The sequence below is a fragment of the Micromonospora sp. MA102 genome (assembly GCF_025460765.1).
In the GTDB taxonomy this organism is placed as follows: domain Bacteria; phylum Actinomycetota; class Actinomycetes; order Mycobacteriales; family Micromonosporaceae; genus Micromonospora; species Micromonospora halotolerans.
On the sequence record NZ_JAMWEG010000002.1, the window covers coordinates 423,259 to 442,995 of the forward strand.

A 19,737-nucleotide genomic window follows, 5' to 3' on the forward strand; every position below is an offset into this window, starting at 1 on the left:
AGGACTGCACTTCTTTAACAGCCTAAGGGAGTTGACGTAGTCCGATCGGACACTTGGTCATGAGCGTTCGGTCGAGAGTTGGTGGGACGCGCCGTTCTCCGCCTTGGTCAGCAGGTCACGGAACCGGCCCGCGCCGGCGACCGGCGACGCCCATCCGGCCGACGTCTCGACCAGCCGGGTCTCCGGTCGCTCCAACCAGGACAGGATCCGCTCGGTCTCCTCGGCGGTGGCCGCCGGCACCGGGCCGTGCCCGGGCAGGACCGTCTCGGCCGTGGCCCGGATCGCGGTGATGGTCGGTCGCGGGTGGACACCCGGCGGGGACACCCCGGCCCCGGCCAGCCGGCCGTGGCGCACCAGGGCCAGCTCCCAGCCGCCCCCGGCGGCCGGGCGGGCGGCGGCCAGCTCGGCGATGCCGGTCAGCGCGGCCAGGCGCTGCATCCGGACCGCCGCGCGCAGCACCGCGGCGAGCCGGCTGCGCACCACCGCGGCCTCCTCGTAGCGCTGGGCGGCGGAGAGCACCTCGATCCGGGCCAGCAGGGCGTCCACCACCACCTGCGGGTCGTCGCGGGTGGCGGCGCGGAACGGCACGGCGGCGCGGTGGTCGTACTCCTCCGGGGTGATCCGGTGCTCGCAGGGCGCCGGGCAGCGACCCAGCTCGGCCAGCGCGCAGGCCGGCATGGTGGTGCGCCGGGACAGCCGGTGGGTGCACTGGCGCAGCGGCACCGCGTCGTGGAACCCGGCGGCGGCCAGCTCGGCCGCCTGCTTGGAGCGGAACGGGCCGAGGTAGGCCGAGTCGGTGGGGGCCAGGTCGCGCACGATCGACAACCGCGGGTACGCCTCGTCGGTCAGCTTCAGCCAGACCTGGCGCTCCGGGTACTTCGACCGCCGGTTGTACGGCGGGGCGTGCGCGGCGATCAGCCGCAGCTCGCGTACCTCGGCCTCCAGCGAGTGGGCGCACTCGACCGCCTCGACCCGCTCGGCGGCGGCCAGCATCTCCGAGATCCGGGCCCGCTTCTCGGCGGCCGTGAAGTAGCTGCGCACCCGGGTGGCGATGTCGCCGGAGGTGCCGACGTAGAGCGGACGGTCGTCGGCGGCCCGGAAGATGTAGACGCCGGGCACCTTCGGCAGCCCCTCGGCGAGGTGCCGCTTCCGGCGCTGGGTCGGGGTGACCGCCCGGGCGAACTCGATGGCCTCGCCGATGGTGTCCACCCGGTGCCCGCCGAGCCGGCCGATCAGCCCGTGCAGCACGTCGACGGTGGCCTTGGCGTCGTCGAGCGCCCGGTGGGTGGGCTGGGTGGCGGTGCGGAAGTAGGCCGCCAGGGTGCCCAGCTTGCGGTTGGGCACCTCGTCGCGGGTGAGCACCCGGCGGGCCAGCGCGGCGGTGTCCAGCACCCGCGGGTTGGGCCAGCGGTAGCCGTGCTTCGCGCAGGCGGCCTTGAGGAAGCCCACGTCGTAGGGGGCGTTGTGGGCGACCAGGACGGCGTCGGTGACGAACTCCAGAAAGCTCGGGAGGACCTGCTCGACGGGTGGCGCGGGCAGCAGCATGGCCTGGGTGATCCCGGTCAGCACGGTGATGAACGGCGGGATCGGCACCCCCGGGTTGACCAGGGTGGCCAGCACGCCCAGCTCCTCGCCGCCGCGCACCTTGACGGCACCGATCTCGGTGATCCCGCCGCCGTCCGGCGCGCCGCCGGTGGTCTCCAGGTCGACCACCACGAAGGTGGTCGCGTAGAGCGGCAGCGCGGGGTCGACCCCCGTGCCCGCCACCCGGTCCAGGCCGGCCAGGGCCTCCTGGACGTAGTCCCCTCGCGTCACCCGCGGCACGCTAGCGGCGGGGTCCGACACTCCCGTCCCGACAGCCTCAGGAGTTACCACGGGGGTAGGATGAGAGATCGGCTCACTCACCCGGCGGTGAGCCCGGTCGGGGTGGGAGACTTGCCACATGCCCCTCACCGAGCCGCACGACGACCACTCCTCCGTGGAGGAGCCGGTGGTCGCCGCGCAGGACGCCGGTGAGACCTCCGCCACACCGCCCGAGCCGGAGCCCACCCTGCCCGAGCCGGTCCGGCAGCGGATCGTGTCGCTCACCGCCGCCGTGCTGCCCGGGCTGGCCGCCGACGAGGTGCCGGTGCCGCTGCGCCGGGTGGCCAAGTTCGCCCCCAACCGGCGCGCCCGGCTCGGCGCCCCGGCCATCGCCGCCCAGCTCACCGCCGACCCGCTGTTCCGGCAGCGGGTCACCGCCCGGGTGCTCGCCGACGCCGGCGACCTGGGCGCGGCCGTCGTGGAGGGCACCGCCCCGGCGGCGGCCGACCCGGTCGAGGTGGCCGCCCTGGCCTACCTGGCCCGGCCGCGGGGCTGGCGGGAGCTGATCGAGGCCAGCGGCGCCGCGGTGCGCGCCGAGGCGGACAGCGCCGTGGTCGCCGAGCTGGTCCGCGAGGCCGAGCAGCGCGCCACGCGCGCCGAGCACGACCGGGCGGTGGCCCGGGTCGAGGCGGAGAAGCTCCGCGACGAGCTCGCCCGGGTCCGCGAGGAGCTGGGCCAGCTCCGCGAGGAGGCCCGGCAGCTCACCCGTACCCTCCGGGAGACCCAGGCCCGGGAGCGCAAGGCCACCGAGATGCTGGCCACCGAGCGCGGCCGGGCCGCCCGCGCGGCCGCCGACGCGGACGCCGAGCTGCGCCGGGCCCGGGCCCGGCTGGCCGAGGCGGAGGCCGCGGCCGGGGTGGCCCGGGTCAGCGCCAAGGAGGCCCGCTCGGTCGACGAAGCCAGGCTGTGGCTGCTGCTGGAGACGATCGGGCAGGCCGCCGTCGGGCTCCGCCGCGAGCTGGCCCTGGACCCGGTGGACAAGCTGCCCGCCGACTTCGTCGCCGACGCGTTCGCCGACCAGCCCGGGGCCACCCCGGCCGGTGCCGCCACCCGGGCCCGGGACACCGACGACCCGGCCCGCCTCGACCAGCTGCTCGCCCTGCCCAAGGCCCACCTCGTGGTGGACGGCTACAACGTCACCAAGCGCGGCTTCGGCGAGATGTCGCTGGAGCAGCAGCGCAAGCGGCTGATCACCGGGCTGGGCGGGATCGCCGCGCAGACCGGTGACGAGGTCACCGTGGTCTTCGACGGCGCCGAACGGATCCACGGGCTGCCGCCCGCGCCGCGGGGGGTGCGGGTGCTCTTCTCCCACAAGGGGGAGACGGCGGACGAGCTGATCCGCCGGCTGGTCCGCGCCGAGCCCGCCGGGCGGCCGGTGGTGGTGATCTCCTCCGACCGCGAGGTCGCCGACGGGGTACGCCGGCACGGCGCCTACCCGCTCGGCGCCGACTCGCTGCTGCGGCGGCTCGCCCGGTCCTGACGCCGATGATCGGGTTCGGGGTGGGTGCTGCCTCGTTGTCCGGTTCTGTCACACCCCCGGCCTAGCCTCGTGGTGACTGACGGTGGCGGGCTCCTCTCCGGTCCGCCACCGGCCACGCGTCAGGAGGCGTTGATGCTCATCGACTGCGACACCTGCGGCATCCGGGGCGCCGGGTGCTCCGGCTGCCTGGTGACCGCGCTGCTCGACACCGGTGCCGCGGCGGCTGACCTGGGCCCCGCCGAGCACCGGGCGATCGAGGTGTTCGCCCGGGCCGGCTTCGAGGTGCAGGTGCTGCCCGCCCCGCCCGCTCCCCGGCGTCGGTCCGGCCGCCGGGTGGCCTGATCCCGCTCGGCCACCACGGCCACCGCGCCGCCGCCGGGCCTTAGGATGAGCGCTCACGGCGGGAGGGGAGCGGGGCATGAACCGGGTGGGGCGCGACGGGGTGGGGCGGTGACCCCGCGCGGCTGGGCGGTGCTGACCGTGGCCGGGCTGGCCGTCGCGCTGCTCGTCGCCGGGGCGCTGCTGGTGCCGTGGAGCCGGCCGCCGGCGCCCCGCGCCGACCAGCTCGCGGCGCTGCGCGCGCTCCCCGTCGACCAGGTGGCCCGGGGCCGCGCCTTCCACGGCGCGCTGCGCCCGGCCGGCTGGTCGGCGCTGGCCGTCGGCCTCGTGGTGGCCCTGCTGCTCGGGCTCACCCCGCTCGGCGGTCGTCTGGTCGAGCTGGCCGGCCGCCCCTTCGGCGGGCACTGGGCCGCCCAGGCGGTGCTCGGCGGGCTGGCCGTGATGTTCCTCGCCGACCTGCTCACCCTGCCCTTCGCCGCCTGGCGGCAGACCGTGTTGACCCGCTACGGGCTGAGCACCCAGGGCTGGGGCGGCTGGGCCGTCGACCTGCTCAAGTCGTACGCGGTCAGCGCGGTCATCGGCGCGCTCGTCCTGCTCGGCTTCTACACGGTGGTCCGGCTCTCCCCGCGCTGGTGGTGGGCGTTCGGCGCCGCCGGGGCCGCCGCCCTGGTGGTGCTGCTGTCGTTCGTGCTGCCCGTGCTGGTCGAGCCCGTGTTCAACCGGTTCACCCCCATGGAGCCGGGCCCGCTGCGCACCGAGCTGACGAGCCTGGCGGCCCGGGACGGGGTGCCCGTGCGCGACGTGCTGGTCGCCGACGCCTCACGGCGCACCCGGGCGGTCAACGCGTACGTCTCCGGGCTGGGGCCGACCCGGCGGGTGGTCGTCTACGACACCCTGCTGCGCGAGGCGGACCCGGCGGAGGTGACCAGCGTGGTCGCCCACGAGTTGGGGCACGCCAAGGACCGGGACGTCTGGACCGGCACCCTGATCGGCGCGCTCGGCGCCGCCGCCGCGGTGGTGGCCCTCTACCTGATCGGCTCGTGGACGCCGCTGCTGCGGCTGGCCGGCGTCGACTCGATCGCCCAGCCGCGAGCGTTCCCGCTGCTGCTCGCGCTCGTGACGGTGGCCGGCCTGGTGGCCACGCCGGCGCAGGCGCTGGTCTCCCGGCGGGTCGAGGCCCGCGCCGACGCGCACGCGCTGGCGCTCACCGGCGACCCGGGCACGTTCGAGGCGATGCAACGCCGCCTGGCCGGGGTGAACCTGGCTGATCCCGACCCGCCCCGCTGGGAATACCTCTGGTCGGCGTCCCACCCGTCCACCGTGGAGCGGATGGCCGCCGCCCGCGCCTACGCCAGGGAGTCCGGCCGATGAGCCGCACCTTGCTGATCACCAACGACTTCCCGCCCCGCCCCGGCGGCATCCAGTCGTTCGTGCACCACCTGGCGGTGCGCCAGCCTCCGGGTTCCGTGGTGGTCTACGCGTCGAGCTGGCGGGGCGCGGCCAAGTTCGACGCCGACCAGCCGTTCGAGGTGGTCCGGGAGCGGACCAAGGTGCTGCTGCCCACCCCGCTGGTGGCCCGCCGGGCGGCGCGGCTGGCCCGGGCGTACGACTGCGACACGGTGTGGTTCGGCGCGGCGGCCCCGCTGGGGCTGCTCGCGGCCGGGCTGCGCCGGCGGGCCGGGATCCGCCGGGCGGTGGCGCTGACCCACGGGCACGAGGCCGGCTGGGCCACGCTGCCCGGCGCCCGGACGGCGCTGCGCCGGATCGGCCGGGGCGTGGACGTCACCACCTACCTCGGCGAATACACCCGGGTCCGGCTGGCCCGGGTGCTCGACGGGGTGACCGAGCTGCGCCGGCTCGCCCCGGGCGTCGACGTGGACACCTACCACCCGGGCGTCGACGGCGAGCGGGTGCGGCTGCGGCTGGGGCTGGCCGACCGGCCGGTCGTGGTGTGCGTCTCGCGCCTGGTCCCGCGCAAGGGGCAGGACATGCTCATCCGGGCGATGCCGGAGATCCGCCGCCGGGTGCCGGACGCCGCGTTGCTGGTCGTCGGTGGCGGCCCCTACCGGGCGGCGCTGCAGAAGCTGGCCCGGCAGACCGGGGTGGAACGCGACGTGGTGTTCACCGGTTCGGTGCCCTCGGCGGAGCTGCCCGCCCACTACGCCGCCGGGGACGTCTACGCGATGCCCTGCCGGACCCGCAACCGGGGCCTGGACGTCGAGGGCCTGGGGATCGTCTACCTGGAGGCCAGCGCGACCGGGCTGCCCGTGGTGGCCGGCGACTCCGGTGGTGCGCCGGACGCGGTCCGCGAGGGTGAGACCGGCTACGTGGTCCGCGGCCGGGACGTGCCGCAGCTCGCCGACCGGGTGGCGACCCTGCTCGCCGACCGGGACCTGGCCCGCCAGCTCGGCGCGGCCGGCCGGGCCTGGGTGGAGCGGGAATGGCGCTGGGAGACCCAGGCCGAGCGGATGGCCGCCCTGCTCGCCGGCTGACCCCGACCCGGGAGCCGGGCCGGGGTCACGAGAGCGAACCGGTCAGGTGCGGGCCAGGGCGGGCTCCGCGGGGGCCGGCTGCGGTGACCGCCGGGCGAGCCGCCCGGGCCACCAGGTGCGCGCCCCGAGATCCAGGGTCAGCGCCGGGATCAGCAGGCTGCGCACCAGCAGGGTGTCGAGCAGGATGCCGACCGCCACGATCACGCCCATCTGCACCGACGGCACCAGCGGCAGCACCAGCAGCGCGCCGAAGGTGGCGGCCAGCACCACGCCCGCGCTGGTGATCACGCCGCCGGTGACGGTCAGCGCGCGCAGCACGCCCGGCCGGTGCCCGATCCGGGCGACCTCCTCGCGGGCCCGGGTCATCAGAAAGATCGTGTAGTCCACACCGAGCGCCACCAGGAACAGGAACGCCTGCAACGGGACCCCGACGAAGAGTCGGGGATGGCCCATTGCGTCGAGCAGCAGCCCGGCGGCCCCCATGGCGGCCGCGTACGACAGCACCACGCTGACCATCAGCAGCAGCGGCGCGACCAGCGACCGGAGCAGCAGCACCAGGATGACCAGGACGACCGCGAGCACCAGCGGGATGACCACCCGGTTGTCCCGGTTCACCGTGTGCTGCTCGTCGAGCACGGTGGCGGTCCGCCCGCCGACCAGGGCCCGCGCGTCGGGCACCGCGTGCACGGCGGTCCGCAGCCGGGTCACCGTGTCCCGGGCGGCGTCGCTGTCCGGCGCGTCCGCGAGCACCGCCGGCACCCGGACCCACCGGCCGTCCGCCGAGTGCTCCGGCGCGCCCACCTCGGCGACGCCCGGCACCGCGCGGGCGGCGGCCACCACCTTCTCGGCCGTCCCGGCGGCGGCCAGGATCTCGGCGGGCGCGGCCGAGCCGCCCGGGTAGTGGGCGGCGATCAGCCGCTGCCCGGCGACCGAGCCGACCTCGGTGGTGAACGACTCCTCGTCGGGCAGGCCCAGGCTGAGGTTGCCGATGCCCAGGGTCAGGGCGGCCAGCGCGGCCGCGGTGCCGAGCCAGACCGCCCGGGGTCGGCCGGCGACCAGGCCGGCGAGCCGGCGCCACACCCCGTGGTCGACGGTGTGGTCGCGGGCGTCGGCACCGGGGGTGTACCGGGGCACGAACGGCCAGAACAGCCACCGGCCGCAGAGCACCAGCACCGCCGGCAGCAGGGTGGTCATGGCCAGCAGCGCCGCGGCGATCCCGACCGCGCCGACCGGACCCAGGCCGCGGGTGGCGGGCAGGTCGGCCGCGAGCAGGCAGAGCAGTCCGACCGCGACGGTCGCCGCCGACGCGCAGACCGCGCCGGCCGAGCGGTGCAGCGCGGCCGCCATGGCGACGTGCCGGTCGGCATGCCGGCGCAGCTCCTCCCGGTACCGGGCGATCAGCAGCAGGGCGTAGTCCACCCCGACGCCGAAGACCAGCACGGTGAGGATGGTCTGGCTCTGGAAGTCGACGGCCAGCCCGGCGTGCCGGGCCAGCAGGTAGACCACCGCCCCGGCGAGCTGGTTCGCGACGGCCACCCCGACCAGCGGGATCAGCCACAGCACCGGGCTGCGGTAGGTGACCAGCAGGAGCAGGGCGACGGTGAGCGCGGTGGCCAGCAGCAGCGCGCCGTCCATCCCGGCGAAGGCGTCGAAGACGTCGTGCTCGGCGGCCGCGTCGCCGGTCAGGGCGGTCCGCAGGCCGGGTGGCGCGCGGTCGGCGAGCCGGTCCTTGAGCGCGTCGACCGTCTCGGCGCGCCGCTCGTCGTCGAGGCTGACCGGCAGGGAGAGCAGCAGCGCCCGACCGTCGGCCGCGGCCACCGGCGGGGACACCGCGCCGCCGTCGGCGTACCGGGCGAAGGCGGCCCGGTCGGCGTCGACCCGGGCCCGGTCGGTCGCGGTCAGCCCGCTGTCGCGGACGTAGACGGCGATGGCGAGGGGGTGCCGCGAGCCGGGGAAGGCCGCCTCGGCGCGTTGCACGGCCCGGCTGCTCTCGGCGCCGGCCGGCAGTGCGCCGAGGGTCGAGTTGTCCTGCACCTCGCCGAGCTTCAGCGCGAGGGGGCCGGCCGCCACGAGCAGCGCCAGCCAGAGCAGGAGGACCGCGTACTTGCCGCGGCGGCCGGCGGGCAGGCCGGCCAGGCGTTGCGGGGACATCCGAGTTCCCTTTCGTCGTCACGGTTGCGGGGTCGGCGACCCCGCTTCCGATCCTTCGGCCCGGCCGCGCGCGGGTCAGGGGTGCCAGCGCGCCGGACGGGGTGGTGCCAGCACCACCGATCGGGGACGGCCGGTGCCGCAGAATGAGGCCCGTGGACGGCGTACGCGGACTGCTCCGCATCTGGATCCGGCCCGGCGCGGTCACCGCCGCGCAGGGGCTGCTGATCGCCCTGCTGTCGTTGACCACGCACGTCGCACTCTTCGTGTTGTCGCTGGTGTCGCTGTTGCTGATCCCGGCGTTCGGCGTGGGATTCGCGCTGTTCCCGGTGGTCACCGCGCTGGTCCGGCTCTGCGCCGGGCTGCACCGCCGGCTGGCCCGCTGGGGCGGGGTCGAGCTGGCCACGCCCTACCTGCCGGCGCCGGCGGGCGCGCAGTTCGGCACCTGGCGGCGGTTCCGCTGGGTGGTGGGCGACCCGGCCACCTGGCGCGACCTGTCCTGGCTGCTGCCCGGCGCGGTCACCGGCGCGGTCTGCCTCGCCGCCTTCGCCCTGCCGCTGTACGGCCTGGAGGGCGTGCTCGGGGTCCCCCTGGTGCTGCACCTGACCGTCGGCTTCGGCTACGGCCCGTTCTGGCCGATCGACAACCTCTTCGAGGCGTTGCTCTGCGTCCCGCTGGGCGCGCTGTTCCTGGTCGGCGGGCTGGCCGCCGGGCGCTGGCTGGTCTGGCTGCACCTGGCCTTCGCCCGGTTCTTCCTGCCGCCCACGCGCAGCGCCGAGCTGGCACTGCGGGTCCGCCAGCTCACCGTCACGCGGGCCGAGACGGTGGACGCGCAGGCGGCCGAGCTGCGGCGGATCGAGCGGGACCTGCACGACGGGGCGCAGGCCCGGATCGTCGCGCTGAGCATGAGCATCGGCCTGGCCGAGCAGCTCCTGGCCGACGACCCGGAGGCGGTGCGGCGGCTGCTCGCCGAGGCCCGGGAGACCAGCGGGCAGGCCCTGGCCGAGCTGCGCGGGCTGGTGCGTGGCATCCACCCGCCGGTGCTCGCCGAGCGCGGCCTGGCGGGCGCGGTACGGGCGCTGGCGCTGGCCGTGCCGCTGCCGGTGGCGGTGACCGTCGACCTGCCGGGCCGCCCGGCCGCCCCGGTGGAGTCCGCCGCGTACTTCGCGGTGGCCGAAGGGCTGGCGAACGTCAGCAAGCACAGTGGGGCGTCCCGGGCGTGGGTCGAGCTCGGCCACGCCGACGGGCGGCTGACCGTCGTGGTCGGTGACGACGGGCGGGGCGGGGCCGACCCGGCGGCGGGCGGCGGCCTCGCGGGGATGGGCCGCCGGCTGGCCGCGTTCGATGGGACGATGGTGGTGTCCAGTCCGGCCGGCGGGCCCACCGTCATCAGCATGGAGCTGCCGTGCGAGTTGTCATCGCCGAGGATCTCGCCCTCCTCCGGGACGGGCTGACCCGCATCCTGGAGGCGTTCGGCTGCCAGGTCGTCGGGGCCGTCGACAACGGACCCTCGGTGCTGCCCGCGCTGATCGCGCACCGCCCGGACGTCGCGGTGCTCGACGTCCGGCTCCCGCCCACCTTCACCGACGAGGGCCTGCAGGCCGCCATCCGGGCCCGCGCCGAGATCCCCGGGCTGCCGATCCTCGTGCTGTCCCAGCACGTCGAGCAGCTCTACGCCCGGGAGCTGCTCTCCGACCGGCTCGGCGGGGTGGGCTACCTGCTCAAGGACCGGGTGTCCCACGTGGACCAGTTCGTCGACGCGGTGCGCCGGGTGGCCGCCGGCGGCACCGTGATGGACCCGGAGGTGGTCGCCCAGCTGCTGGCCAGCCGGTCCGGGTCGGGGCCGCTGGACGAGCTGACCGCCCGGGAGCGGGAGGTGCTCGGCCTGATGGCGGAGGGCCGGTCCAACGCGGCGGTCGCGGCGCGCCTCTTCGTCACCGAGAAGGCGGTCAACAAGCACATCAACAACATCTTCAGCAAGCTGCGGATGCCGCCGTCGACCGACGACAACCGGCGGGTCCTGGCCGTGCTGGCGTACCTGCACGGGGAGGACGGCCGCCGCCCGCGGACGCCGGCCTGACCCGGCTCAGGAGGCGGTGTCGGTCAGGGCGGGGGAGCGGTCCAGGTGCGGCCCGGCCGGCCCGGGACGGCCGAAGTGCCAGCCCTGCCCGGCGTCGCAGCCGATCGCGCGCAGCCGGTCCGCCTGGTCGGCCGTCTCCACCCCCTCGGCGGTGACGGTCAGGCCGAGGGCGTGTGCCAGGGACACCAGCGAGGCGAGGATGCGCTCGTCGGTGCGGCTGCGCGGGTCGCCGGCCGGGGCGCGCAGCCCGGCCACGAACTCGCCGGCCACCTTCAGCTCGCTCACCGGCAGGTCCCGCAGGTACGCCAGGTTGCAGTAGCCGGTGCCGAAGTCGTCGATGGCCACCCGCACGCCGAGGTCGGCCAGCACCCGCAGGGCGCGGACCGGCTCGGCCACGGTGCTCATCATGGTGCTCTCGGTGATCTCCAGCTGCAACCGTTCGGCGGGCAGGCCGGTGCGTCCCAGCACCCCCTGCACCTCCTGCACGAGCCCGGGCCGGTGCAGCTGGCGGACGGCGAGGTTGACGCTGACGAACGGCGCCCCGCCCGGCCCGGCCGCCCAGCCGCGCGCCTCGCGGCACGCCTCGGCCAGCACCCAGCTGCCGAGCCGGACGATGAGGCCGGTCTCCTCGGCCAGCGGGATGAAGCTGTCCGGCCGGAGGACGCCCAGCTCCGGGTGGCGCCAACGGACCAGCGCCTCCATGCCCACCACCCGGCCGTCGCGCAGCCCGGTCAGCGGCTGGTAGTCGAGATAGAACTCGCCCCGGTCCAGCGCGGCGGGGAGCGCCGCGGAGAGGGCGTACCGGTCCAGGTCCCGGCGGTTGCGGTCGGCGTCGAACAACGACCAGCGGGCCCCGCCGGCCGCTTTGGCCCAGTGCAGGGTGCTGTCGGCGGCGCGCATCAGCTCCAGCGGCGAGGTGCCGGCCACCTGCCGCTCCACGATGCCGATGCTGGCCGACACGGTCAGCTCGTGCCCGTCGACCAGCGCCGGCTCGCTCACCGCGGCCAGCGCCGCCTCGGCCACCTTCACCACCTCCTCGGTGCAGCCGGTGCGCTCGACCAGGATGACGAACTCGTCACCGCCCAGCCGGGCCACCAGGTGCTCGCCGAGCGCCCGGCGCAGTCGCCGGGCCACCGCCACCAGCAGCGAGTCGCCGACCTGGTGGCCGAGGGCGTCGTTGACCACTTTGAACCGGTCCAGGTCGAGGAAGCAGACCCCGATCCGGTCGGTGCCCCGCCCGGGCGCGGTGATGGCGGCGGTGAGCCGCTCGGTGAACAGCGTGCGGTTGGGCAGGTCGGTCAGCGGGTCGTGGGTGGCCTGGTGCCGGAACCGGGCCTCGCTGTCCCGCAGCGCCCGTTCGGCCGTCGCCCGGGCCGTCATGGCGGCCCGCCGGATGGCCTCCTGCTCGTCCAGCGTGCGGTCGCGCAGGGCGCGGGCGTACCCGGTGGCGACGGTGGCCAGCAGCCGGGCCATCCGGTCCTCGACGTCGTCGACGGCCAGGTCGAGATCCCGTACGAGGCGGAGCTGGATCACCTCGATGGTGCGGCCGAGCCCCTCCGCGGAGGCGATGTGCGACTGCACCAGCTCCGCGCCGACCTGCTGGCCGATCCGCAGGTCGAACGGGTCGGCGCGCAGCGCCAGCGCCAGCCGCTCGGTGAGCCGCTGGAGCAGCGCCTCCAGCTGGGCCTGCGTCATCGGCAGGTAGCTGGTCCCGGAGACCGCCTTGGCCCAGGCCCGGGCGAACGCGCCGGGGCGCGGGCGGGCGGTGGCCCCGTCGTCACCCACCGAGCCGCCCGACGCCACCCATGAAGACCGCCTGCGCGGCGTTCTCCGCGTGCTCCGGGGCGTCCGGCCGCCACTGCGGCACCCAGACCACGCCAGGGTCGACCAGGTCGAAGCCGGCGAACAGCGCGGCCAGCTCGGCGCGGCTGCGGATGAAGAGCTGGTTGTCGGTGCGCCGGTAGACCCGCTCGGCCTCGGCCCGTTCGCCGGTGCCGGCCCGGCCGTCGTCGCTGGCCTGCGACATGACCAGGTAGCTGCCCGGGGCCAGCGCCGCGCGCAGCGTCCGCAGGAACTCCTCCGGGCGGTCCTCGTCGGGGATGAAGTGCAGCACCGCCACGATCATCACGGCGACCGGCTGGGAGAAGTCCAGCAGCCGGAGGACGTCGGGGTGGCGGAGGATCGCCTCCGGCCGGCGCAGGTCCTCCTGGACCACCGCGGCCCGCTCGTTGCCGGCCAGGATCTCCCGGCTGTGCGCCACCGCGACCGGGTCGACGTCGACGTAGACCACCCGGGACTCCGGGTCGATCCGCTGGGCGATCTCGTGCACGTTGCCCACGGTCGGGATGCCGGAGCCGATGTCGAGGAACTGGCGTACGCCCGCGTCGGCCAGGAACTGCACCGCCCGGCGGAGGAAGGCCCGGTTGGCCTGGGCCATCAGCGGGGCCTCCGGCACCGCCTCGACCATGGCCCGCGCGGCGGCCCGGTCGGCCGCGAAGTTGTGCGAGCCGCCGAGGTAGTAGTCGTACATGCGGGCCACGCTGGGGCGCTCGATGTCGATGGTCTCGGGTGCCCAGTCCGGCCGCTGCATGCGCTTGCCCCTTTGTGTCGGCGAGGCGCGGGGGTCACCGCCGCGCGGATCACCCGGGTATTCTGCCCGCCCGCCGTCGCGGTGCAAAGACCGTCGTCGCTCCGCTTCCGGCCGCTCACCGTACGGGGTCGCGCGGTGCCCGGAATGCCGGAGAGGCCCGCGTCCGGCGTGCGGACGGGACCTCTCCGACGTCGAGCTGGCGGGACGCCGTCAGAACTTCGGCGCGTCCGGGGCCTCCAGCAGCCCCAGCCGCAGCGCGGTCATCAGCGCCTGCGCGCGGTTGGCGGCGCCGAGCTTCTCGTAGAGCTTCGAGATGTGCGTCTTGGCCGTCGACTCGCTGACGAACAGCTGCTTGGCGATGCCGGCGACGCTCATGCCGTCGGCCAGCAGCCGCAGCACCTGGCCCTCACGGGGGGAGAGCTGCGGACCGGACGGCGCCAGCCGCCGCTTCATCGCCTCGGCCAGGTCGGCGGCGGTGAACGCGCTGGGGGAGGAGGCGGCGTGCCGGGCGGCGGCCACCACCTCGTCGGCCGGGGCGGTCTTCGGCACGAACGCGCTCGCCCCCGCCTCCAGGGCGCCGAAGAGCTGGTCGTCGCCGGCGTACATGGTGAGCACCACGATGCCCATCGACGCGCTGGACTTGCGCAGGGCGCGGGTGGCCTCCAGGCCGCTGCCGTCGGGCAGCCGCAGGTCCATGATCACTACGTCCGGCTGGAGCGCGCCGGCCTGGCGCACCCCCTCCGCGGCCGTGGCGGCCTCGCCCACGACCTCGAACTGCCGGTCCCGCTCGAAGGCGTGCCGCAGCCCCTTGCGGATCAGATCGTGATCGTCGACAAGGAGCACCTTGGTCCGGGTGGCCGGTGTCGGGCTAGTGGTCATCCTCGGGTTACTCCCCTTCTGCTGCTGCGCTGCCGCGCACACTATCGCGCCGGGGCGAGGAGCCGAGTACCACCGCCACGGTCGTGCCGCTGGGTTGCCGCGGCCTGATCTCCAACCGGCCCCGGATACGTTCCGCCCTCTCGGCCATGATCGCAAGACCGTAGTGCCCGTCGGGGCGCTGGTCACCGATGCCGTGACCGTCATCCGACACTTCGATCTGCGCGTACGGGGGGTCCACCTCGCACGTGACCCACAGGTTCGCCGCCCCGGCGTGCTTGCGCGCGTTGGTCACCGCCTCCTGCGCGATGCGCAGCAATTCGGCCTCGGTGGCGGCGGGCAGTCGGGCGGTGGACTCGTCCAGGGACAGGTGCACCCGCAGGCCGCCCGAGGCGCCGACGGTACGGGCGTACTCGGCGATGGCGGCGGCCAGGCCGCCGTGCCGGTCCACCTCGCTGCGCAGCTCGAACAGGCTGAGCCGCAGCTCGGTGATCACCCGGGTGACCTCCTGGCGCAGCGTGCGCAGCGAGTCGGCGGTCTCCTCGGCGTCGTCGTGCACGGTGGCGAGGGCGTTGTCGATGCCGTACCCGACCATCACCAGCTCCTGGGCGACCCCGTCGTGGATCTCCCGGGCCAGCCGCTGCCGCTCCTCGTTGGTGGCCAGCGACCGCACCTCGTCGAAGAGCAGCGCCGCCTCCAGGCGCAGCGCCGCCGGGCCGGTCAGCGCGGTCACCCGGGACACCACGGGCGGCGGGTACGCGTGCGCGGCGTCCGCCTCGACGACCACCAGGCCGACCGTGCGCACGCCGGCGACCAGCGGCACGATCAGCGCCGAGACCTCACCGGGCTGCCGGGAGCGGGCCTGCGAGCGGGCCGAGGTGGTCGGCTGCTGGCTGGCCCAGGCGTCGGCGATGGCCGAGTCCGCGTCGAGCGTGGTCTCCCAGTCCACCCGGTCCGCGCCGATCTGGGCGAGCACCACGAGCCGGCCGCCTCCGCTGGCCGACAGCACCGCGCCCCGGTCGGTCTTCGCGACCACCCGCAGCTCCTCCAGCAGGTGCTCGGAGATGCCGCCCGGGTCCAGGGTGGCGCCGGGCAGCTGGCGGGCGACCGTGCGCAGCTGGGTGAGCAGCCTGGTGGCCTCCGCGTACGGCTGGGGCTTGCCCTCGCCGCGGACCCGCAGCACACGCTGGAGCATGCCGGCGGTGTAGAGGCCGAGGCCGGCCAGGATCAGCCACTGCGCGCAGACCGCCAGGTAGCCGGGCTGGCCGAGCTGCGGCTCCCCGCCCACCTCGGTGAAGGCCGCGGTCACTAGCAGCGTGGCCGCCGCGACCGCCAGCAGCGCCGCGCCCTCGCGGAAGCGGCGGCGCAGGGCGGTCACGGTGACCGGCACGGCGAGGTACGGCAGCACCGCCGAGGCGCCCAGCCCGCCGGTGACCCCGGTGAGGTGGGTGTCGGCGGCGACCTGGCTGGCGGCCAGCCCGAGGACCACCACCTCGGCGAAGCGGCTGATCGGGGCGAGCAGGCGGTGCTGCGGCGCCAGCACGGCGGGCAGCCCGGCGACGCCGAGCAGGGCGATCCACCACAGCTGGGCGGCGTCGCGGGTGGCGAACAGGGTCAGGGCGGCGACCAGCGCGAGGAGGACCGCGCGCGCCGCGGCCGCGAGGGGCTGCGTCTGCGGGGGGCTGGGTGTGGAGGCGGGCACGTGACGGATGGTAGTCAGCCTCCGTAGATGTCCGCGATCTCCGCCGCGTACGTCTTGTGCACGACCTGCCGCTTGACCTTGAGCGAGGGGGTCAGCTCGCCGGTCGCCTCGGTGAAGTCCTGCGGCAGGATCCGGAACACCTTGATGGCCTCGGCCTTGGAGACGGACTGGTTGGCCTGGTCGACCGCGGCCTGCACCTCGGCCCGCAGCGCCTCGTTCCCGCGCAGCTCCGCGACGCTGGTGTCCTCCGGGAGGCCGTGCGCGGCCAGCCACTTCGGCAGCGCCTCCTCGTCGATGGTGACCAGCGCCGCGATGAACGGCTGCCGGTCGCCGACCACGAGGCACTGGCTGACCAGCGGGTGCGAGCGCACCTGGTCCTCCAGCACCGCCGGGGCGACGTTCTTGCCGCCGGCGGTCACGATGATCTCCTTCTTGCGGCCGGTGATGAAGAGGTAGCCGTCCTCGTCGAGCTTCCCCAGGTCACCGGTGCGGAACCAGCCGTCGGCGCTCAGCGCCTCGGCGGTGGCCGCCTCGTTGTGCCAGTAGCCCTGGAAGACGATCTCCCCGGAGATCAGGACCTCGCCGTCGTCGTCGATGCGGATGGTGACGCCGGGCAGCGGCCGGCCGACCGAGCCGATCCGGGTGTGCCCGGGCAGGTTCGCGGCGGCGGCCGGCGCCGTCTCGGTGAGGCCGTAGCCCTCGCAGATGGTCACCCCGATGCCACGGAAGAAGTGCCCGAGCCGGGAGCCGAGCGGGGCGCCGCCGGAGATGGCGTCCCGGCAGCGGCCACCCATCGCGGCACGCAGCTTGCGGTAGACCAGCTTGTCGAAGAGCGCCTGCTGGGCGCGCAGCCCCAGGCCCGGCCCGTCGGGGGTCTCCAGCGCCTCGCTGTAGGCGATGGCGACCTTCTCGGCCCGGTCGAAGATCTTGCCCTTGCCGTCGGCCTCGGCCTTCTGCCGCGCGCCGTTGTAGACCTTCTCGAAGACCCGGGGTACGGAGAGCACGAAGGTCGGCTTGAACTCCTGCAGCTCGCCGACCAGGTTCTTGGTGTCCGAGCAGTGCGCCATGGTGGCCCGGGCCTGCACGACGCCGACCTGGATGAGCCGGGCGAAGGCGTGCGCCAGCGGCAGGAAGAGCAGGGTGGAGGCGCCCTGGCGGAACAGGTTCGGCAGCACCGGCACGGCGTTGGCGATGTCGGCGTAGATGTTGCGGTGGGTCAGCACGCAGCCCTTGGGGCGGCCGGTGGTGCCGCTGGTGTAGATGATGGTGGCGACGTCGTCGGCCTTCAGCGTCGAGCGGCGTACCTCGACGTCGGCCGGGTCGACCGCCGCGCCGGCGGCAACCAGCTCGTCCACCGCGCCCAGCTCGATCTGCCAGACCTCGCGCAGCTCGGGCAGCCGGTCCCGGACCCCGGCGACCAGGGTGGCGTGCGCGGTGCTCTCGACCATCACGGCGACCGCGCCGGAGTCGGAGAGGATCCAGGCGGCCTGCTCCGCGCTGGACGTCTCGTAGATCGGCACGGTGACCGCGCCCGCGGCCCAGATCGCGTAGTCGAAGAGAGTCCACTCGTAGCGGGTGCGGCTCATCAGCCCGACCCGGTCGCCGGGGGCCACACCGGCCGCCACCAGGCCGCGGGCCACCGCCACGACCTCGTCGCGGAACTGCCGGCAGGTCACGTCGACCCAGGCGCCGCCGGTGCCCGCGGCGCGCCGGACGAACTGCACGGCGTCGGGGGCGACCTCGGCGTTGTCCCAGACCGGGTCGGTCAGGTTGGCCGCGTCGCCGACGGTGACGATCGGCGGAACGGAGAACTCGCGCACCTGCACTCCCTCGTGCTCGCACTGGCCGGGCCGGCCGTGGTCGGCTCTGTCGAAACCTACCCGCCCGCCTCCGGGAAGGAGGTAGGGAGGTTGCCCGCCCGGCTGGTGGGACACGACCCCCGCCGGGCGCGCCGCGACGGGCGGGGGTGGAGCGGCACGCACCGGCCCACCGCCGGGTAGCCTCCCCCCATGGCGGACTCCTCCACCCAGTCGATCGTCGTCGGCGCGTCACCGGACCGGGTGGCGGCGGTCATCTGCGACTTCCCCCGCTACCCGGAGTGGGCCGAGGCGGTGCGGCGGGCCGAGGTGATCGAGGAGTACGAGGACGGTTACGCCAGCCAGGTCCGGTTCACCATCGACGCGGGCGTGATGGCCGACGAGTACGTGCTGGCCTACGAGTACGCCGAGGACATCTCCCGGATCGAGTGGCACCTGGTGGCGCCCTCGAAGATGCAGAAGTCCCAGCGCGGGTCGTACGACCTCGTCGACAACCCGGACGGAACGACCACGGTGACCTACACCCTCGAGGTGGAGCTGTCCGTGGGGATGCTCGGCATGTTTCGCCGCAAGGCCGAGAAAATGATCATGGACGCGGCGTTGAAGCAGCTCAAGCGCCGGGTAGAAGCACTCGGTGCGGCCCACTGACCCGACCGTCGTCCCGGTTGTCACGCTGAGGGAGCCGAACCATGGGCACCACTGATCCGGGTTCGGCCCGGGAAGAGGCCGAGCGCCTCGTCGCCATGCTGCTGGCCAGCGCAAAGCTGGCTGCCGCCTCGCCCGGCTCCGGCCCCTGGGGCCCACTCGGCGGGATCCTGTCGGGTGTCCTCGGTCACACCCCGCCGGGTGAATCGTCCACCTCGCCCGGGGACGGCGCGGGTGCGCGTTTCGCCACCGGCTCGGCCGAATGCTGTGTCTGCCCGGTCTGTCGCGGGATCGCGGCGTTGCGCGACCCGAGTCCGGAATTCGCCGAGCGGCTCGCCACCGGCGCCGGTGATCTGGCCGCCGGGGTGGCCAGCCTGCTGCGCGCGTTCACCCCGGCCGAGCCGGCCGGGCCGGGTGGCCCCACGGCGCCCGGCGGGCCCGACGGCGCGGCCCCCGGCCCCGCGACGGGGGACCGCGTGTGGCGCGAGGCGACCCGCACCGGGCATGATTCTCAGCCGGCACCCGAGCAGGACGTGTGGTCCGCCGCCACCCGGGGGGAGGGCGCGGCCGAGGCCGACGGGCCGGACCGGCCGGCGCCGAGCCGGCCGCCGGCGGACGCTCCCGTGGTGCCCGCCTCGCGGGCGTCCGTCGAGGTGGCCGAGGACGCACCAGGCGACGGGGCCTGACCACCGGACATCCCGGGATCGCACGGCCGGTTCGGCCGCGCCGGGCAGCACAGCAGAGGGGAGTGGCAGCGGTGACGCTGACCATCGGAGTCGACGTCGGTGGCACGAAGGTGGCCGGCGGTGTCGTGGACGCCACCGGCAAGGTTCTCGTGCAGGCCCGACGGGACACCCCCGCCGACGACGTGGCCAAGACCCGCGACGTCATCACCGAGCTGGTCAGCGAGCTGGCCACCGGCCGGACCGTCGACGCGGTCGGCATCGGCGCGGCCGGCTGGATCGACGCCTCCCGCTCCACCGTGCTCTTCGCCCCCAACCTGGCCTGGCGGGACGAGCCGCTGCGCGGGTACGTCAGCAACGCCACCGGCCTGCCGGTGATCGTGGAGAACGACGGCAACGTCGCGGCCTGGGCCGAGTTCCGCTACGGCGCGGCCCGGGACGCCGACGACTCGATGGTCATGTTCACCATCGGCACCGGGGTGGGCGGCGGGATCGTGCTCGGCGGCGAGCTGGTCCGCGGGGCCCACGGCATCGCGGCCGAGCTGGGGCACATGCTCACCGTGCCGGACGGCCACCAGTGCGGCTGCGGCCGGCTCGGCTGCATCGAGCAGTACGCCAGCGGCAGCGCCCTGGTCCGCTTCGCCCGCGCCGCCGCCCGCCAGGAGCCGCACCGGGCCACCGCCCTGCTGGAGCTGGCCGGCGGCGAGGCCGAGGGGATCAGCGGGCCGATGGTGACCGCCGCCGCGAAGGGCGGCGACCCGGTCTCCACCGAGGCGTTCGCCCAGGTCGGCCGCTGGCTCGGCACCAGCCTCGCCGACATGGCGCAGATCCTCGACCCGCAGGTGCTGGTGGTCGGCGGCGGCGTGATCGACGCCGGCGACCTGCTGCTCGGCCCGACCCGCCGGTCGTTCACCGACGCCCTGGCCCAGCGCAGCCGCCTGCCCGTCGCCGAGGTGCGCCCGGCCGAACTGGGCAACACCGCGGGCGTCATCGGCGCCGCCGACCTCGCCCGGCGGATCTGA

At 75.4% G+C, this 19,737-nt stretch carries 16 protein-coding genes; 9 read left to right on the plus strand and 7 right to left on the minus strand.

Features of this window, described 5'->3' with window-relative positions; all coding sequences use genetic code 11:
- Positions 1-57: 57 nt before the first annotated feature.
- Entirely contained in the window at positions 58-1,815 is a 1,758-nt protein-coding gene (locus NFX44_RS05390) for a DEDD exonuclease domain-containing protein (protein WP_262282373.1), read from the minus strand.
- Positions 1,816-1,942: 127 nt separating this feature from the next.
- Here NFX44_RS05390 and NFX44_RS05395 point away from each other — a divergent pair, with 127 nt between their 5' ends.
- The 4 genes from NFX44_RS05395 to NFX44_RS05410 all read left to right on the plus strand — a co-directional run bounded on the left by NFX44_RS05395 (position 1,943) and on the right by NFX44_RS05410 (position 6,174).
- Entirely contained in the window at positions 1,943-3,343 is a 1,401-nt protein-coding gene (locus tag NFX44_RS05395) for an NYN domain-containing protein (protein ID WP_262282374.1), read from the plus strand.
- A 132-nt stretch (positions 3,344-3,475) separates the two neighbouring features.
- Positions 3,476-3,685 (plus strand): hypothetical protein, encoded by a 210-nt coding sequence (locus NFX44_RS05400; RefSeq protein ID WP_262282588.1) that lies wholly within the window; start codon positions 3,476-3,478, stop codon positions 3,683-3,685.
- A 108-nt stretch (positions 3,686-3,793) separates the two neighbouring features.
- Positions 3,794-5,053 (plus strand): M48 family metallopeptidase, encoded by a 1,260-nt coding sequence (locus NFX44_RS05405; protein WP_262282375.1) that lies wholly within the window; start codon positions 3,794-3,796, stop codon positions 5,051-5,053.
- Positions 5,050-6,174 carry a glycosyltransferase family 4 protein gene (locus NFX44_RS05410; protein ID WP_262282376.1) on the plus strand — a complete coding sequence of 375 codons (1,125 nt, stop codon included), beginning with the start codon at positions 5,050-5,052 and terminating at the stop codon, positions 6,172-6,174. Before NFX44_RS05405 ends, NFX44_RS05410 begins: the two co-directional genes overlap by 4 nt.
- A 42-nt stretch (positions 6,175-6,216) precedes the next feature.
- On the opposite strand, the gene NFX44_RS05415 is transcribed toward NFX44_RS05410, so the two are convergent.
- The gene (locus NFX44_RS05415; RefSeq protein WP_262282377.1) at positions 6,217-8,325 is read right to left on the minus strand and encodes an MMPL family transporter; all 2,109 of its coding nucleotides are present in this window, start codon (positions 8,323-8,325) and stop codon (positions 6,217-6,219) included.
- A 152-nt stretch (positions 8,326-8,477) separates the two neighbouring features.
- Here NFX44_RS05415 and NFX44_RS05420 point away from each other — a divergent pair, with 152 nt between their 5' ends.
- Positions 8,478-9,776, plus strand: a complete 1,299-nt coding sequence (locus NFX44_RS05420) for a sensor histidine kinase (RefSeq protein ID WP_262282378.1) — start codon at positions 8,478-8,480, stop codon at positions 9,774-9,776.
- A complete protein-coding gene (locus tag NFX44_RS05425) occupies positions 9,728-10,402 on the plus strand; it encodes a response regulator transcription factor (RefSeq protein ID WP_262282379.1) in 675 nt (224 codons plus the stop codon). Before NFX44_RS05420 ends, NFX44_RS05425 begins: the two co-directional genes overlap by 49 nt.
- A 6-nt stretch (positions 10,403-10,408) precedes the next feature.
- Here the strand turns inward: NFX44_RS05425 and NFX44_RS05430 are convergent, their stop codons facing one another.
- From NFX44_RS05430 to NFX44_RS05450, 5 genes are all read right to left on the minus strand, one after another.
- Entirely contained in the window at positions 10,409-12,097 is a 1,689-nt protein-coding gene (locus NFX44_RS05430) for a bifunctional diguanylate cyclase/phosphodiesterase (RefSeq protein WP_262282589.1), read from the minus strand.
- Between the two features lie 82 nt (positions 12,098-12,179).
- Positions 12,180-12,992 (minus strand): SAM-dependent methyltransferase, encoded by an 813-nt coding sequence (locus tag NFX44_RS05435; RefSeq protein ID WP_262282380.1) that lies wholly within the window; start codon positions 12,990-12,992, stop codon positions 12,180-12,182.
- Between the two features lie 210 nt (positions 12,993-13,202).
- Positions 13,203-13,871 (minus strand): response regulator transcription factor, encoded by a 669-nt coding sequence (locus NFX44_RS05440; protein ID WP_007072219.1) that lies wholly within the window; start codon positions 13,869-13,871, stop codon positions 13,203-13,205.
- 7 nt (positions 13,872-13,878) lie between these two features.
- The gene (locus tag NFX44_RS05445; protein ID WP_262282381.1) at positions 13,879-15,570 is read right to left on the minus strand and encodes a GAF domain-containing sensor histidine kinase; all 1,692 of its coding nucleotides are present in this window, start codon (positions 15,568-15,570) and stop codon (positions 13,879-13,881) included.
- A 14-nt stretch (positions 15,571-15,584) separates the two neighbouring features.
- Positions 15,585-17,390 (minus strand): long-chain fatty acid--CoA ligase, encoded by a 1,806-nt coding sequence (locus tag NFX44_RS05450; protein WP_262282382.1) that lies wholly within the window; start codon positions 17,388-17,390, stop codon positions 15,585-15,587.
- Positions 17,391-17,579: 189 nt separating this feature from the next.
- Between NFX44_RS05450 and NFX44_RS05455 the strand changes: the two genes are divergently transcribed.
- The 3 genes from NFX44_RS05455 (at position 17,580) to NFX44_RS05465 (ending at position 19,737) form a co-directional block, all read left to right on the plus strand.
- Positions 17,580-18,035: an SRPBCC family protein gene (locus tag NFX44_RS05455; RefSeq protein ID WP_262282383.1), complete on the plus strand. Its 456-nt coding sequence runs from the start codon at positions 17,580-17,582 to the stop codon at positions 18,033-18,035.
- A 41-nt stretch (positions 18,036-18,076) separates the two neighbouring features.
- Positions 18,077-18,718 carry a hypothetical protein gene (locus tag NFX44_RS05460; RefSeq protein ID WP_262282384.1) on the plus strand — a complete coding sequence of 214 codons (642 nt, stop codon included), beginning with the start codon at positions 18,077-18,079 and terminating at the stop codon, positions 18,716-18,718.
- A 71-nt stretch (positions 18,719-18,789) separates the two neighbouring features.
- Positions 18,790-19,737, plus strand: a complete 948-nt coding sequence (locus NFX44_RS05465) for an ROK family glucokinase (protein WP_262282385.1) — start codon at positions 18,790-18,792, stop codon at positions 19,735-19,737.